This is a genomic window from Burkholderia sp. AU31624, from assembly GCF_020420065.1.
GTDB lineage: Bacteria > Pseudomonadota > Gammaproteobacteria > Burkholderiales > Burkholderiaceae > Burkholderia.
Genome location: NZ_JAIZRT010000012.1, coordinates 44309 through 59760 on the forward strand (window position 1 = coordinate 44309; position 15452 = coordinate 59760).

The following is a 15452-nucleotide window of genomic DNA, read 5'->3' on the forward strand; positions in this document are numbered from 1 at the left end:
TGAGAAACGACATGCCCCCTTCGACGCTGACGGCCGCGCCCACGACCGGCGCCGGCCAGGCTGCACGTGCCGCACGGCGCGGCGCGGTCCGTCCCGCTGCGCCGCGCTGGCTCGCGCCGGCTAAGGTGCTGGTTTTCGCGGCCGGCCTTTATCCGCTCGCGCGACTCGTGCTGTTCGGGCTGACCGACCGGCTCGGCGCGAATCCGATCGAGTTCATCACGCGCTCGACGGGGCTCTGGACGCTCGTGATCCTGTGCATCACGCTCGCCGTCACGCCGCTTCGGCGCATGACGGGGTTCGCCACGCTGCTGCGCTTTCGGCGGATGATCGGGCTGTTCGCGTTCTTCTACGCGACGCTGCACTTCACGACCTACCTGTGGTTCGACAAGTGGTTCGACGTCGTCGCGATCCTGAAGGACGTTGGCAAGCGCCCGTTCATCACGGTCGGTTTCGCCGCGTTCGTGCTGCTGATTCCGCTCGCGGCGACGTCGCCGCGCGCGATGGTGCGCCGCCTGGGCCGCCACTGGGCGACGCTGCACAGCGCGATCTACGTGATCGCGCTGCTCGCCGTGCTGCACTTCTGGTGGATGCGAGCCGGCAAGCACAATCTGGCGCAGCCGAAGCTGTATGCGGGAATCGTCGCCGTGCTGCTCGGCTGGCGGCTCATCGCATGGGGATGGCGGCGCGTGCGCGCGTGACGGCGCAGCCTGAAAAAACAAAAGGCGATGACCGGGATGTCATCGCCTTGTTTCGTGAGCCGTGCAGGCGGCGCGTCGTTACTTCGCGGCCGGGCTCGACGCTGGTGCAGGCATCGACGATGCGCTGCTCGACAGTTCGGGTGACAGCGTGAGCGGCGTGCCGGACGAATCGGGCACACTGTCGGACGACGCGTTTTCATCGGTCGGCTTCACGTCCGACGGCGGGGTGTCCTGCTGCTGGAGTGGCTTGGGCATCGGAGGCACGGTGGGCAGATAGAGCGCGCCGCTTTGACCGCAGCCAGCAAGAATCGCCAAAGCCGCTACAATCGCGCTCATCCGGAAAACGACTCGCATGATCGTCCCTGAACAATTGAACCGATAGAGTTTAGCATGTCCGATACCGAATACCTGACCCGTGCCGAGGCCGTGCTGGCGGCCGTCGAGCGTACCGTCGACGACGCCAACGACGGCGATCACGACATCGATCTGGAGCGCAACGGCAGCGTCCTGACGCTGACGTTCGAGAACGGCTCGAAGATCATCGTCAACCTGCAGCCGCCGATGAAGGAAGTGTGGATCGCCGCGAGGGCGGGCGGTTTCCACTACCGTTTCATCGACGGCGAATGGCGCGACACGCGCACGGGCACCGAGTTTTTCTCGGCGCTCACCGAATACGCGACGCAGCAGGCCGGCCTGCCGATCACGTTCAGCGCGCCGTAACCGCTCCGGCCGAAGCCGGGGCTGCGCGTCGACGCGTCGTGCCAAGGAAAAAGCGCCCCGCGGGGCGCTTTTTTCATGTCCGGGCCGGTGGTCAGTGCGCGAACAGGTTCATGATGTCCTGCTTTTCCTGCTCGTCGACGTGCGGCACGGTGGCGTCGACGTTCTGCGCGGCCGGTGCCTGCGGTACGCCGACCGTCGACACGAAGCCGTGGCCCGGCGCGAACTCGGTGAAGTACAACTCGCCGCCGAGCGATTCGACACCGTCCGGCATCGTCGGCTTGAACTCGGGCACGCCCTTCAGCGCGGCGCCCATGTAGTCGATCCAGACCGGCAGCGACAGGCCGCCCCCCGTTTCGCGATCGCCGAGGCTGCGCGGATTGTCGTAGCCGATCCACGCGATCGCGGCGAGCGTGTGCTGGTAGCCGGCGAACCACGCGTCGTGCGAGTCGTTCGTCGTGCCGGTCTTACCCGCGAGGTCGGTGCGCTTCAGCACGTTGGTCCGTGCGCCCGTGCCGCGCTGCGCGACACTCTGCAGCAGGCTGTTCATCACGTACGCGTTGCGCGGGTCGATCGCGCGCGGCGCATTCTGCTCGGCGACGAGCGGCTGCGCACGCACGACGATCGCGCCGTTCGGATCGGTGACTTCGGCGATCAGGTACGGATTGACGCGGTAGCCGCCGTTCGCGAAGACCGAGTACGCGCCCGCCATCTGCAGGGGCGTGACCTGGCCCGCGCCGAGTGCCATCGGCAGGTAGGCCGGATGGCGTTCGGCGTCGAAGCCGAAGCGGGTGATGTACTGCTGCGCGTACTTCGTGCCGATGTGGTTCAGGATCCGGATCGACACGAGGTTGCGCGAGCGCTGCAGCGCGGTGCGCATCGACATCGGGCCTTCGAAGCCGCCGCCGTAGTTTTTCGGCTCCCAGGGCTGGCCACCCGTTTCGGCGGCGCTGAAATACAGCGGGCCGTCGTTGATCACGGTGGCCGGCCCGAGGCCCTTGTCGAGCGACGCCGAATAGATGAACGGCTTGAACGACGAACCCGGCTGCCGCCACGCCTGCGTGACGTGGTTGAACTTGTTCTTGTTGTAGTCGAAGCCGCCGACGAGCGAGCGGATCGCGCCGTCCTGCGGGACGATCGACAGGAACGCCCCCTCGACCTGCGGCAACTGCGTGATCGACCATTTGCCGGCGTCGTTCTTCACGACGCGGACGATCGCGCCCGGGCGGATGCGGCGATTCGGCTGCGCATTGGCCGACAGCGCGCCCGACGCGAAGCGCAGGTTGTCGCCCTCGATCGTCGCATTGCTGCCGTCGATGAATGCGACCGTGATCTGGCGCGGGCTGGCGGCCGTGACGACCGCGGCGATCAGTTCGCCGTTGTCGGGGTGTTCGAGCAGCGCATCGTCGATCGCCTGTTCGCGGTCGTCGGCACCGGCCGGCAGCTCGATGAAGCCTTCCGGCCCGCGATAGCCGTGCCGGCGTTCGTAATCCATGATGCCCTTGCGCAGCGCGGTGTACGCGACCTGCTGATCCGCGGAGTCGATCGTCGTGACGACGTTGAAGCCGCGCGTGTAGGTTTCCTCACGGTACTGCGCGTACATCATTTGTCGGACCATTTCCGCGACGTACTCGGCGTGCACGCTGAAATCGCGGCCCGGGCCCTTGACGACGAGCGGCTGCGCGACGGCCTCGTCATACTGCTCGCGCGAGATGAAGTTCAGCTCGAGCATCCGTTGCAGGATGTATTCCTGGCGCACCTTCGCACGCTTCGGGTTCACGACCGGGTTGTACGCGGACGGCGCCTTCGGCAGCCCGGCAAGCATTGCGGCTTCGGCGAGCGAGATGTCCTTCAGGTCCTTGCCGAAGTAGACCCGCGCGGCGCTGGCGAAGCCATACGCGCGCTGGCCGAGATAGATCTGATTCATGTAGACCTCGAGAATCTGATCCTTCGTCAGCGCACGCTCGATCCGGTACGCGAGCAGCATCTCGTAGATCTTGCGCGTGTAGGTCTTCTCGCTCGACAGGAAGAAGTTGCGCGCGACCTGCATCGTGATCGTGCTCGCACCCTGCGACGCATGGCCGTTCGTCAGCGCGACGATGCCGGCGCGGACGATGCCGGTGAGGTCGACGCCGCCGTGATCGTAGAAGCGTGCATCCTCGATCGCGAGGATCGCCTTCTTCAGCGAATCGGGCACGTCCTTGAAATGGACGACGTCGCGGCGCTCTTCGCCGAATTCGCCGATCAGCACGTGATCGGACGTATAGATGCGCAGCGGCACCTTCGGCCGATAGTCGGTCAGCGCGTCGAGCGACGGCATGTTCGGCCACGCAACGACGAGCGCGTAGCCGAGCACGAGGCCGCCGGCCACGACGAGCGCGACGCACATCGTGGCGAATCCGAGCAGGACTTTTTGCCACCAGGGCCGCTTCTTCGGCTCCGGGGCGGGAGGCGGGGACGTAGGAGTCGTGGATTGCATAGGCATACCGGAAAACAGTCTCGCGATTATAGCTGCCCGGTAAGACCGGTCCTGACGCGGGGGGCGCCCGCCGCGAAGACGCGGTCTGGCGTGCTTCCAGCATAGCCTGCGCATGGCCGTCGCGAGCGGATGCTGGCCGTTAGGCCGACTGTCGGCCGCACGCGCCGATTTGCAGAATCAGGTCTCGGAAACGCGGCATGGGCCGCGACGATTTCGGGAGGATGGGATGGCGGGACGATGGCGAGCGCGGTTTGCGCAGGGTGGGCATCGGTCGACGGGAATCGACGTCGGTGCAGACGAGGTGAGGGTGGCCGTGCTGAGCCGGTGCGGCCGGGGCGCGGAGGTGTGCGTCGAGGGGCTGGAGCGGGAGCCGGTCGGGTTGGCGGGCGGCCCGGAGGATGCGCGCTGGGCGGCGGTTGCGCGTGCGCTGGCCGCCGCCGTGTCGAGGCTGTCGGCGGCCGGGGTGCGGTGCGACGCGCGCGGCGTGATGGCGTTGCACGATGACGAGATGCGCACCGCGACGCTCGACCTGGCCGGGCGGGCCGATGTCGAGGACGCTGCGCGGCAGGCGGCCGAACGCATTTCGGGGCTGGCGCCGGACAGTCTCGCGTTCGACTGGCGGCAGGACGGCGGCGCGGGAGCCGGCGAGATCGAGATTGCCGTGGCTCCGCTGGCGCTGCTCGAACGGCGGATCGACGTGGCCGCCCAGGCCGGTGTCGACCTGACGGTGGTCGACGGCGAGTCGGCCGCGGCGCTGCGTGCGTTGCGCTATGCCGCGCAATTCGAACCCGACGCGCAGGCGGGCCCCTACGCGGCGCTCTGGTTCCATGACTCGGGCGTGCACGGCTGGCGGATTGACGGCCCGTTGGCCGTACCGGTGCTGACGCTGTCCGGCGCCGTGCCGGGGGCGTTCTCCGATGCATTGCGCCAGCGCGCGCTCGGGGCCGTGTGTTGCGTACTCGTGTCAGGGGACGAGCGGTGTATCGCCCGCTTCGACACGTCCGTCGCCGAGATTGGCGACGTGCTCGGCGCGGTTGCGGTGTCGTTCGACTGCACCGGCTGGAATGGGCAGCCATGCCTGCCCGCCGGCATGCCGGGCGGCCCGGCATGGGCGGTCGCATTCGGGCTGGCATTGCGCGGGGTGTGGGAATGACGGCCTGTCGTGCGGAGCCGGGCGGCTTCAACCTGCTGCCGTACCGCGAGCGGCTGGCGCAGGCGTTGCGACGTCGCCGCGCCGCGCAGTGCGGTGCGGCGATTCTGCTTGGTGTGCTCGGCGTCGGCCTGTGGACGGGCGCCGCCACCGGGGCGCGGTGGCGCGTGGATGCCGAGCGCGCGAGTGTGGAGGCGCGGCTGCGGCAGTTGCAGCCGCAGGTGGGGGCCGCGACACGCGCAGCCAAGGCTGCGGCCGTTGCCGCGCAACGCGACGCGCAGGCGGCCGCGCTCGCCGCGCCTTATCGGCACGTCGCAGGGCTGCTGGCCACACTGGCGCAGGTGCGCGACGGCACCGTCCGGCTCGATGCGCTGCGCACGACGTCGGCCGGTGCCGTGCTCGACGCGCGTGCCGCGAGCTACCGGGCGGCCGCGCGATGGCTCGGGGGGATGGCGCGCGAGCAACGTGGCTGGCGGATCGATATCGATGCACTGAAGCCTGCTTCCGGTGCTCCGGTCGTGACAGGCGGGATGCCGTTCCGGTTCTCGATCCAGCTGCGCTGGCTCGACGCGATGGCGTCCCGGAAAGCGTCGGGAGGTGGCGCATGACGGCGGTGCTCGCGCATCGGTCCGCACTGCGCAGCGACGGATGGCGAGGCGGCATGCGGCGCGTGTCGCCGGCGGCTGCGCACCTCGCAGGCTGTGGGCTCGCATTCGCGGCCGTGCTCGCGGGCGGCATTCATCTGGCGAATGCTGCCGACTGGAGCGGGCTCGCGCATGGCCGCGCGTTGCTCGCCGCGGCGCAGATGCGGGAGGCCGACGCGCGGCGTGTCCTGGCTGCCGCTGCACGGCAACGCGGCGTGCAGCCGGCGGCGGCACACGGCGATCGCTCGCCGCGTACGCCGGAATGGGCTGCGTTGATGCTGGAACTGGCGGATCGCGCCGCGTCGAGCGGGCTGCGCGACGTATCGATCGAACCGTTGCGCGCCGACGGCGCAGTGCCGGACGGCAGGCGCACGGTGCGCATCGTCGCGGAGGGCCGCTTTCACGCGTTGCTGCAGATGGTCGGCGAGCTGGCCCGCTTCCCGGTGCTGGCAGTGCCGTCCGCGCTGCGTGTCGAACGGGGAAAGGAGGCCGCGCGCGTTGAAATGTCCGTCGACGTGTTTCCGGCGTTGCCGGCGCCAACGTTCACAGGCGGGGAGGCGTCGGTTCTGGCCGGCGCACCCGGCGCCGATCCGTTCGGCGAGGCCGGTTCGTCCGAAGCGCACGGGGCGGCTGCCCGCCTGGCTGGCACGATTCGCGACGGTCATGCAGGTCTCGCGCTGTTCGACGACGGTGGCGGCGCGTTCACGGCCGTGGTTCCCGGCGATACCCTCGGGGCCGCGCGAGTGGTGCGCGTCGACCCCGTCACCGTGACGCTCGCAACGGCGGATGGCGCGTACCGGGTCACGCTGGACGACGGGAGGCGGCCATGATCAAGCACGGATGCCGGGTGCTCGCCGTTTGGGTCGGCTTGACCGCGGCCAGTGCAAGCGCGTCATTGCCGCCGCTGCCGGCCGTCTGGCCTGCCGCATCGTTGGATGCGCAGGTGCCGGGCCTTCCATTGCCACAAGGCGGGGTGGACGGGGCGGATCACGCCGTAGCGACGGAGGCCGGGCCGCCGCCGTTCGACCAGGCGGCTCGCGCGGCGTTTCAGGCGGAGGCCGCCACCTCGGCACCCGGGCTGGAGGGGCCGCCGATCCCGTTGGCGCCGCCGGCCCGGATGGGCGACGCTGCGGCCCGGCAACCGGGCGATGCGGACGACACGCGGCGGATCTCGCTGAATCTGCAGGGCGCAGGGCTTGCGGCCGCGTTCGACGCGTTCGCGCGGTTCACGGGGCTCAATATCGTCGTCAGCGAGCAGGTGCGCGGCACCGTCACGTTACGTCTGAACAATGTCCCTTGGCGCGATGCCTTCGACACGCTACTCGACACGCACGGGCTCGCGATGACCCGGCGGGGCAACGTGATATGGGTCACGCCGGCGGTCGAACTGGCCGCCCGCGAACGCGAGCGCTTCGAAATGCACGCGCGGGCCGCCGATCTGGAGCCGCTTGCGAGCCGGACGTTCGCGCTGCACTACCCGCGCGCGCAGGACGTGCAGCGACTGCTGGCCGGCGCGACCGGCCAGCGGCTGCTGTCGAAGCGTGGCGCAGCGGCGGCCGATCCGCGCACGAACCTGCTGTTCGTCACCGATCTCGCGCCGCGTCTCGACCAGGTCGCGAGCCTGATCGAGGCGATCGACCGGCCGTCGCGGCAGGTCCGGATCGAGGCCCGCATCGTCGAGGGCGAGCAGGGTTTTTCGCGCAATCTCGGCGCACGTGTCGCGCTGCGCGCGCAGGAGCGGCCGCCGTCGGGCGAGAGCGCCACGTTAGCGACCGGTGCCCGCAATGCGCTCGACCTGGCTGCACGGCCGCTCGGCGGCTTCGAAGCGGCAACCGCCGGCTTCACGCTGTTCGCCGCGCCGCTCAGCCGTGTGCTCGACGTCGAACTGAGCGCGCTCGAGGCACAGGGGCGGGGCCAGATCGTTTCGAGCCCGCGCGTGGTGACCGCCGACCGCGTCAAGGCCATCGTCGAACAGGGGTCGGAGTTGCCGTACCAGGCGAAGGTCGGGAACGGCGTGAGCGGCGTGCAGTTCCGCCGGGCCACGCTCAAACTGGAGGTCGAGCCGCAAATCACGCCGGACGGGCGCGTGGTGCTCGACCTGGACGTGACGAAGGACAGTATCGGCGAGCCGACGGCGGCCGGCCCGGCGATCCATACGAAGCACGTCCAGACGCGCGTCGAGGTCGAGAACGGCGGGACGGTCGCGATCGGCGGGATCTATGAACAACTGAACCGGAACGATGTGACGCGCGTGCCGCTCTTGGGCAAAATACCGTTTCTGGGCGCGCTTTTCCGGCACCGCGCGCAACGCGATCAACGTAACGAGCTGGTCGTCTTCATCACGCCGACCGTCGTCGATGCGCGCTGTAATGCGCGCGGCGCGGTCAGCACGGATGCCGAGAAAACGGGGCCGGAAGCCGCCGGCGCAGGCTCGACAAGGCAGCCGCTTTGCCAGTAAGCTGCGCCACACACCAGCAAGATTGAAGCAGAGGAAGCCGTTGCAAGCGCGGGACCCACATGCAAACGTATTTTTCGTCGGCCTTATGGGAGCGGGTAAGACCACCGTGGGCCGTGCGGTCGCGCGCCGTCTCGACAGGACGTTCTTCGACTCCGACCACGAAATCGAGGCCCGCACGGGCGCGCGCATTCCGGTGATCTTCGAGATGGAGGGCGAGGCCGGGTTTCGCGATCGCGAAACGCAGGTGATCGCCGATCTCACGCAGCGCGAGAACATCGTGCTCGCGACGGGCGGCGGCGCGGTGCTGCGCCCGGAAAACCGCGACTGCCTGAAAAACCACGGCATCGTCGTCTACCTGCGTGCCAATCCGCACGATCTGTGGCTGCGCACGCGCAAGGACAAGAATCGCCCGCTGCTGCAGACCGAAGATCCGAAGGGGCGTCTCGAAGCGCTGTACGAGGTACGCGACCCGCTGTACCGCGAATGCGCGGATTTCGTCATCGAGACCGGCCGTCCGTCGGTCAACGGTCTCGTCAACATGGTGCTGATGCAACTCGAACTGGCCGGCGTCATCGCCAAGCCGCTACAAGCATGATTACTGTCAACGTCGACCTGGGCGACCGCGCCTATCCGATTCACATTGGCGCCGGCCTGATCGGTCGCGCCGAGCTGTTCGCGCCGCATATCAAGGGCTCGTCCGTCACGATCGTCACGAACACGACGGTCGATCCGCTCTACGGCGACGCGCTGCGCGCGGCGCTTGCGCCGCTCGGCAAACGCGTGTCGACGGTCGTGCTGCCGGACGGCGAGGCGTACAAGAACTGGGAAACGCTGAACCTGATCTTCGACGGCCTGCTGACCGACCGCGCGGACCGCAAGACGACGCTCGTCGCGCTCGGCGGCGGCGTGATCGGCGACATGACGGGCTTTGCCGCCGCGTGCTACATGCGCGGCGTGCCGTTCATCCAGGTGCCGACGACGCTGCTGTCGCAGGTCGACTCGTCGGTCGGCGGCAAGACGGGCATCAACCACCCGCTCGGCAAGAACATGATTGGCGCGTTCTACCAGCCGCAGGCCGTGATCGCGGACATCGGCGCGCTGACGACGCTGCCCGACCGCGAACTGGCAGCCGGCGTCGCCGAGATCATCAAGACCGGCGCGATCGCCGATGCGGAATTCTTCGACTGGATCGAGGCGAACGTCGACGCGCTGAACCGTCGCGACCCGGCTGCGCTCGCGCATGCGGTGAAGCGCTCGTGCGAGATCAAGGCAAGCGTGGTGGCGGCCGACGAACGCGAAGGCGGCCTGCGTGCGATCCTGAATTTCGGCCACACGTTCGGCCATGCGATCGAGGCCGGGCTCGGCTACGGCGAATGGCTGCACGGCGAGGCGGTCGGCTGTGGGATGGTGATGGCGGGTGATCTGTCGGTGCGGCTCGGCCTGCTCGACGAAGCGTCGCGGCAGCGCCTCGATGCGGTGATCGCGGCTGCGCACCTGCCGACCCGCGGGCCCGCGCTCGGCGATGCGCGCTATATGGACCTGATGCGTGTCGACAAGAAGGCCGAGGCCGGCGCGATCAAGTTCATCCTGCTGAAGCGATTCGGCGATACGCTGATCACGCAGGCGCCGGACGAAGCCGTGTTCGCCACACTGGCGCAGACCACCCGCTAACGGCGGCCCGGATGCCCCGGCGCCCCTGACATGGAGGAGACGTGAGCGAGACATCCAGCAGCACACTGCCCGAAGCCGGCCACGCGTCAGTTGCGCCGGTGGCCGAGCCGCCGACGCTGGCGGCGCTGGAAGCCCATCTCGCTCCGTATGCGGCACATGCGTCGCAGTCGCGCGGCCGTCGCCATCCGGAAGCACCGCCGGCGGCGCGCACCGAATTCCAGCGCGACCGCGACCGCATCGTCCATTCGACCGCATTTCGCCGGCTCGAATACAAGACGCAGGTCTTCGTCAATCACGAAGGCGACCTGTTCCGCACCCGTCTCACGCACAGTCTCGAAGTCGCGCAGATCGCGCGCTCGGTCGCGCGCAACCTGCGCCTGAACGAGGATCTCGTCGAAGCGATCTCGCTCGCGCACGACCTCGGCCATACGCCGTTCGGCCATGCCGGGCAGGACGCGCTGAATGCCTGCATGCGCGAGCATGGCGGCTTCGAGCACAACCTGCAGAGCCTCGCGGTCGTCGACGAGCTCGAGGAGCACTACGGCGCGTTCGACGGGCTGAACCTGTGCTTCGAGACGCGCGAAGGCATTCTGAAGCACTGCTCGCGCGAGAATGCGCGCAAGCTCGGCGCGCTCGGCGAGCGCTTCCTGCAAGGCCGCCAGCCGTCGCTCGAAGCGCAGCTCGCCAACATCGCGGACGAGATCGCGTACAACAACCACGACGTCGACGACGGCCTGCGTTCCGGCCTGATCACGATCGAGCAGCTCGCGGAAGTCGAGCTGTGGCAGCGCCACTACGAGGCGGCGCTCGCCGAATTCCCGTACCTCGAAGGCCGCCGTCTCGTGCACGAGACGGTGCGCCGCATCATCAACACGCTGATCGTCGACCTGATCGACGAGACGACGCGCAATCTCGCGCGTGTCGCGCCCGCATCGCTCGACGACGTGCGCGCCGCGCCGCCGCTCGTGTCGCACAGCGAAACGGTCGCCGCGCAGGCGGCCGCCCTCAAGCGTTTCCTCTTCAAGAACCTCTATCGCCACTACAAGGTGATGCGCATGGCGAGCAAGGCGCAGCGGGTCGTCACCGGCCTGTTCGACGCGTTCATCGACGATCCGCGCCTGTTGCCGCCGCCGTACCAGTCCGACGACACCGCGCAGCAGCCGCGCCTCGTCGCGCACTACATCGCCGGCATGACCGACCGCTTCGCGCTGAAGGAGTATCAGCGCCTGTTCGTCATCGGCGACAACTGACTGTCACAAACGATCACTAGACTTCGCCGGTTCAATGGCGACGGGAATGTTGCACACGCTGTTGGTAACGTTTTCATAGGAGAGAGGTCGATGAAGAAGAAGCCTGCGGGGACACTGGTTCGTTCGATCGCGCTCGGCGGCGCGCTGATGTTCGGGGTACAGCACGTGGCGCTCGCCGCGACGGAAATCCAGTTCTGGCATGCGATGGAGGCCGCGCTCGGCGAGCGGGTCAATGCGATCGCCGACCAGTTCAATGCGTCGCAGAGCGACTACAAGATCGTGCCGGTCTTCAAGGGCACCTACGACCAGGCGCTCGCGGCCGGCATCGCCGCCTATCGCAGCGGCAACGCGCCGGCGATCCTCCAGGTCTACGAAGTCGGCACGGCCACGATGATGCAGGCGAAGAAGGCCGTCGTGCCCGTCTACGACGTGTTCAAGCAGGCCGGCGTGCCGCTCGACGAAAAGGCGTTCGTGCCGACCATCGCGAGCTACTACAGCGACGCGAAGACGGGCCATCTCGTCTCGATGCCGTTCAACAGCTCGACGCCGGTGCTGTACTACAACAAGGACGCGTTCAAGAAGGCCGGGCTCGACCCGAACCAGCCGCCGAAGACGTGGGCCGACGTGCAGGCCGATGCCGAGAAGCTGCGCAAGTCGGGGATGGCGTGCGGCTTCACGACCGGCTGGCAGGGCTGGATCCAGCTCGAGAACTACAGCGCGTGGCACGGGCTGCCGTTCGCGAGCCGCAACAACGGCTTCGACGGTACCGACGCGGCGCTCGAATTCAACAAGCCGCAGCAGATTGCGCACATCTCGTTCCTGCAACAGATGGCGAAGGACGGCACGTTCACGTACGCGGGCCGCAAGGATGAGGCGTCGGCGAAGTTCTACAGCGGCGACTGCGGGATCCTGACGACGTCGTCGGGCGCGCTCGCGAACGTGCAGAAGTTCGCGAAGTTCAGCTACGGCACGGGCATGATGCCGTACGACGCGAACGTGAAGGGCGCTCCGCAGAACGCGATCATCGGCGGTGCGAGCCTGTGGGTGCTGGCGGGCAAGGATCCGGCGACCTACAAGGGCGTCGCGAAATTCCTCGCGTACCTGGCCTCGCCGGCGGTCGCCGCGAAGTGGCACCAGGACACGGGCTACCTGCCCGTGACGACCGCGGCGTACGACCTCACGCGCCAGCAGGGCTTCTACGCGAAGAACCCGAGCGCCGAAACCGCGATCAAGCAGATGCTGAACAAGCCACCGCTGCCGTACACGAAGGGGCTGCGCCTGGGTAACATGCCGCAGATCCGCACGGTGGTCGACGAGGAGTTCGAACAGGTCTGGGCGCAGAAGAAGTCGCCGAAGGACGCGCTCGATTCGGCCGCGTCGCGCGGCGACGAACTGCTGCGCCGCTTCGAGAAGTCGGGCGGCTGAGCCCGCATCGCACCGTGCCGCCGGCCGCGTCGCATCCAGTGCGGATGCGCGTGCCGGCCGGCGGCACGCCCCCTTTCCGTTGCGCCTGACCGGATCTTCGCGATGCAATCCCGTTCCCGTTTCGGTACGAGCCTGCTGCCGTACCTGCTGATCGCGCCGCAGCTCGCGATCACCGCCGTGTTCTTCCTGTGGCCGGCCGGCGTCGCGCTATGGCAGTCGACGCAGATGCAGGACGCGTTCGGCACGTCGAGCGAATTCGTCGGCCTTGCGAACTTCGCGCACCTGTTCGCCGATCCGCTATATCTCGATTCGTTCCGCACGACGCTCGTGTTCAGTTCGCTCGTCACGGTGAGCGGGCTCGTCGTGTCGCTGGTTCTCGCCGCGTGCGCCGATCGCGTGATCCGCGGCGCGCGCGTGTACCGCACGCTGCTGATCTGGCCATACGCGGTCGCCCCGACCATCGCTGCCGTGCTGTGGGCGTTCCTGTTCAACCCGAGCATCGGCCTGATCACCTATGCGCTCGCGAAGAGCGGCATCGTGTGGAATCACGCGCTGAACGGCGGGCAGGCGATGTTCCTCGTCGTGCTCGCATCGGTGTGGAAGCAGGTGAGCTACAACTTCCTGTTCTTCTACGCGGGCCTGCAGGCGATTCCGCGCTCGCTGATCGAGGCGGCGGCGATCGACGGCGCCGGGCCGGTACGGCGCTTCTTCAACATCGTGCTGCCGCTGCTGTCGCCCACCAGCTTCTTCCTGCTGGTCGTGAACCTCGTCTACGCGTTCTTCGACACGTTCCCGGTGATCGACGCGGCCACTGGCGGCGGTCCGGCGCAGAGCACGAAGACACTGATCTACAAGATCTTCGCGGAGGGCTTCCAGGGGCTCGACATTGGCAGCTCGGGCGCGCAGTCGGTCGTGCTGATGATCATCGTCGTCGGGCTCACGGTGATCCAGTTCCGCTTCGTCGAACGCAGGGTGCAATACGCATGATCGAAAATCGCAAGGGCTTCGACCTGTTCTGCCACGCGGTGCTGATCGCGGGTGTGGTGCTGATCGTGTTTCCCGTCTACGTCGCGTTCTGCGCGGCGACGATGAACGCGCAGGAAGTGTTCACGGTGCCGCTGTCGCTCGTGCCGAGCACGCACCTGTTCGAGAACGTCGCGTACATCTGGGGGCATGGCAGCGGCGGTACGACGGCGCCGTTCGGCCGCCTGCTCGTGAACAGCTTCGCGATGGCGCTCGGCATCGCGGTGGGCAAGATCGCGGTGTCGATCCTGTCCGCGTACGCGATCGTCTATTTCCGCTTCCCGTTCCGCAACACGGCGTTCTGGCTGATCTTCATCACGCTGATGCTGCCGGTGGAAGTGCGGATCTTCCCGACCGTGCAGGTCGTGTCGACGCTGCACCTGACGAACACCTACGCGGGGCTCACGCTGCCGCTGATCGCATCGGCGACCGCGACGTTCCTGTTCCGCCAGTTCTTCATGACGCTGCCCGACGAGCTGATGGATGCCGCACGCATCGACGGCGCGGGGCCGCTGCGGTTCTTCTGGGACGTCGTGCTGCCACTGTCGAAGACGAGCATCGCGGCGCTGTTCGTGATCACGTTCATCTACGGCTGGAACCAGTATCTGTGGCCGATCCTGATCACGACGGAGGCGTCGCTGTCGACGGCGGTGGTGGGTATCAAGACGATGATCGCGAGCGGCGACGCCGCGACCGAATGGCAATACGTGATGGCGGCGACGCTGCTGGGAATGATCCCGCCGCTCGTCGTCGTGCTGGCGATGCAGCGCTGGTTCGTGCGCGGCCTCGTCGATTCCGAGAAATGAATGACGGACGGCAACCGGGAGAAAGACCAAGAATGGCTGCGCTGAGCTTGAAGGGCGTCAGGAAATCCTACGACGGCAAGCAGCACGTGCTGCATGGCATCGACGTGGAGATCGCCGACGGCGAATTCATCGTGCTGGTCGGCCCGTCGGGCTGCGGCAAGTCGACGTTGCTGCGGATGATCGCGGGGCTCGAGACGGTGACGGACGGCGAGATCGCGATCGGCGAGCGCGTCGTCAACGCGCTGGAGCCGAAGGATCGCGACATCGCGATGGTGTTCCAGAACTATGCGCTGTACCCGCACATGACGGTCGCGCAGAACATGGGCTACGGGCTGAAGATCCGCGGGATCGAGCGCGCGACGATCGATTCGCGGGTGGCCGCGGCCGCGAAGATCCTCGAGCTCGAGCCGCTGCTCGCGCGGCGGCCGCGCGAGCTGTCGGGCGGCCAGCGGCAGCGTGTCGCGATGGGGCGCGCGATCGTGCGCGAGCCGTCGGTGTTCCTGTTCGACGAGCCGTTGTCGAACCTCGACGCGAAGTTGCGCGTACAGATGCGGCTCGAGATCCAGCGGCTGCATGCGCGGCTCGCGACGACGAGCGTCTACGTGACGCACGACCAGATCGAGGCGATGACCCTTGCGCAGCGCGTGATCGTGATGAACCGCGGCTACGCGGAGCAGATCGGCGCGCCGGTCGACGTGTACGAGAAGCCGGCGACGGTGTTCGTCGCGGGCTTCATCGGCTCGCCGGCGATGAACCTGATGCACGGCCGGCTGTCGGACGACGGCGCGACGTTTACGGTCGCGGGCGGCGGCCCCGCGCTGCCGGTCGCGGGCGCCCCCGGCATCGGCCGCGAGATCGCCACCGGGCGCGACTGGGTGCTCGGCGTGCGTCCGGAACACATGACGCCGCAGCCGGGCGTCGCGCAGGCGACGCTGCCGGTCGACTCGTGCGAGCTGCTCGGCGCGGACAATCTCGCGCACGGCCGCTGGGGCAGTCACGACGTCGCGGTGCGCCTGCCGCACGCGGACCGTCCCGCGCGCGGCACGGCGCTGGCGGCCGCGCTGCCCGCGCACCGGCTGCATTTCTTCGATCCCGAGACCGGCAAGCGTGCCGGCTGACCCTGCTGACCTT

At 68.1% G+C, this 15452-nt stretch carries 15 protein-coding genes; 13 read left to right on the plus strand and 2 right to left on the minus strand.

What is annotated here, in order from left to right; translation table 11 throughout:
• The first annotated feature begins 11 nt into the window (after positions 1-11).
• Positions 12-698 carry a protein-methionine-sulfoxide reductase heme-binding subunit MsrQ gene (gene msrQ / locus LGM89_RS33455; RefSeq protein WP_226275292.1) on the plus strand — a complete coding sequence of 229 codons (687 nt, stop codon included), beginning with the start codon at positions 12-14 and terminating at the stop codon, positions 696-698.
• Positions 699-776: 78 nt separating this feature from the next.
• On the opposite strand, the gene lptM is transcribed toward msrQ, so the two are convergent.
• Positions 777-1052, minus strand: coding sequence for an LPS translocon maturation chaperone LptM (gene lptM / locus LGM89_RS33460; RefSeq protein WP_089455451.1), 276 nt, complete (start codon positions 1050-1052; stop codon positions 777-779).
• 36 nt (positions 1053-1088) lie between these two features.
• On the opposite strand from lptM, the gene cyaY reads away from it, so the two are divergent.
• Complete coding sequence (cyaY, locus tag LGM89_RS33465) at positions 1089-1418, plus strand: iron donor protein CyaY (protein ID WP_069246934.1); 330 nt, start codon at positions 1089-1091, stop codon at positions 1416-1418.
• A 91-nt stretch (positions 1419-1509) separates the two neighbouring features.
• Here cyaY and LGM89_RS33470 read toward each other — a convergent pair whose 3' ends face one another.
• Positions 1510-3900 (minus strand): penicillin-binding protein 1A, encoded by a 2391-nt coding sequence (locus LGM89_RS33470; protein ID WP_226207868.1) that lies wholly within the window; start codon positions 3898-3900, stop codon positions 1510-1512.
• A 220-nt stretch (positions 3901-4120) separates the two neighbouring features.
• On the opposite strand from LGM89_RS33470, the gene LGM89_RS33475 reads away from it, so the two are divergent.
• The 11 genes from LGM89_RS33475 (at position 4121) to LGM89_RS33525 (ending at position 15439) form a co-directional block, all read left to right on the plus strand.
• Positions 4121-5047: a competence protein ComA gene (locus LGM89_RS33475; RefSeq protein WP_226275404.1), complete on the plus strand. Its 927-nt coding sequence runs from the start codon at positions 4121-4123 to the stop codon at positions 5045-5047.
• A complete protein-coding gene (locus LGM89_RS33480; RefSeq protein WP_226275294.1) occupies positions 5044-5652 on the plus strand; it encodes a fimbrial protein in 609 nt (202 codons plus the stop codon). Before LGM89_RS33475 ends, LGM89_RS33480 begins: the two co-directional genes overlap by 4 nt.
• Positions 5649-6518 carry a pilus assembly protein gene (locus tag LGM89_RS33485; RefSeq protein WP_226275295.1) on the plus strand — a complete coding sequence of 290 codons (870 nt, stop codon included), beginning with the start codon at positions 5649-5651 and terminating at the stop codon, positions 6516-6518. The genes LGM89_RS33480 and LGM89_RS33485 overlap by 4 nt, the downstream gene beginning before the upstream one ends.
• A complete protein-coding gene (locus LGM89_RS33490; RefSeq protein WP_226275296.1) occupies positions 6515-8146 on the plus strand; it encodes a type IV pilus secretin PilQ in 1632 nt (543 codons plus the stop codon). The genes LGM89_RS33485 and LGM89_RS33490 overlap by 4 nt, the downstream gene beginning before the upstream one ends.
• A 40-nt stretch (positions 8147-8186) precedes the next feature.
• Positions 8187-8741: a shikimate kinase gene (locus LGM89_RS33495; RefSeq protein ID WP_089424313.1), complete on the plus strand. Its 555-nt coding sequence runs from the start codon at positions 8187-8189 to the stop codon at positions 8739-8741.
• Positions 8738-9817 (plus strand): 3-dehydroquinate synthase, encoded by a 1080-nt coding sequence (aroB, locus tag LGM89_RS33500; RefSeq protein WP_089439053.1) that lies wholly within the window; start codon positions 8738-8740, stop codon positions 9815-9817. The genes LGM89_RS33495 and aroB overlap by 4 nt, the downstream gene beginning before the upstream one ends.
• A 41-nt stretch (positions 9818-9858) precedes the next feature.
• Positions 9859-11067 (plus strand): deoxyguanosinetriphosphate triphosphohydrolase, encoded by a 1209-nt coding sequence (locus LGM89_RS33505; RefSeq protein WP_089493957.1) that lies wholly within the window; start codon positions 9859-9861, stop codon positions 11065-11067.
• Between the two features lie 90 nt (positions 11068-11157).
• Positions 11158-12492: a sn-glycerol-3-phosphate ABC transporter substrate-binding protein UgpB gene (ugpB, locus tag LGM89_RS33510; RefSeq protein WP_089424316.1), complete on the plus strand. Its 1335-nt coding sequence runs from the start codon at positions 11158-11160 to the stop codon at positions 12490-12492.
• A gap of 102 nt (positions 12493-12594) precedes the next feature.
• Entirely contained in the window at positions 12595-13479 is an 885-nt protein-coding gene (gene ugpA / locus LGM89_RS33515) for a sn-glycerol-3-phosphate ABC transporter permease UgpA (RefSeq protein ID WP_089493958.1), read from the plus strand.
• A complete protein-coding gene (ugpE, locus tag LGM89_RS33520) occupies positions 13476-14321 on the plus strand; it encodes a sn-glycerol-3-phosphate ABC transporter permease UgpE (RefSeq protein ID WP_089444814.1) in 846 nt (281 codons plus the stop codon). The genes ugpA and ugpE overlap by 4 nt, the downstream gene beginning before the upstream one ends.
• A gap of 32 nt (positions 14322-14353) precedes the next feature.
• Positions 14354-15439, plus strand: a complete 1086-nt coding sequence (locus LGM89_RS33525) for a sn-glycerol-3-phosphate import ATP-binding protein UgpC (RefSeq protein ID WP_226275297.1) — start codon at positions 14354-14356, stop codon at positions 15437-15439.
• Positions 15440-15452 lie beyond the last annotated feature (13 nt).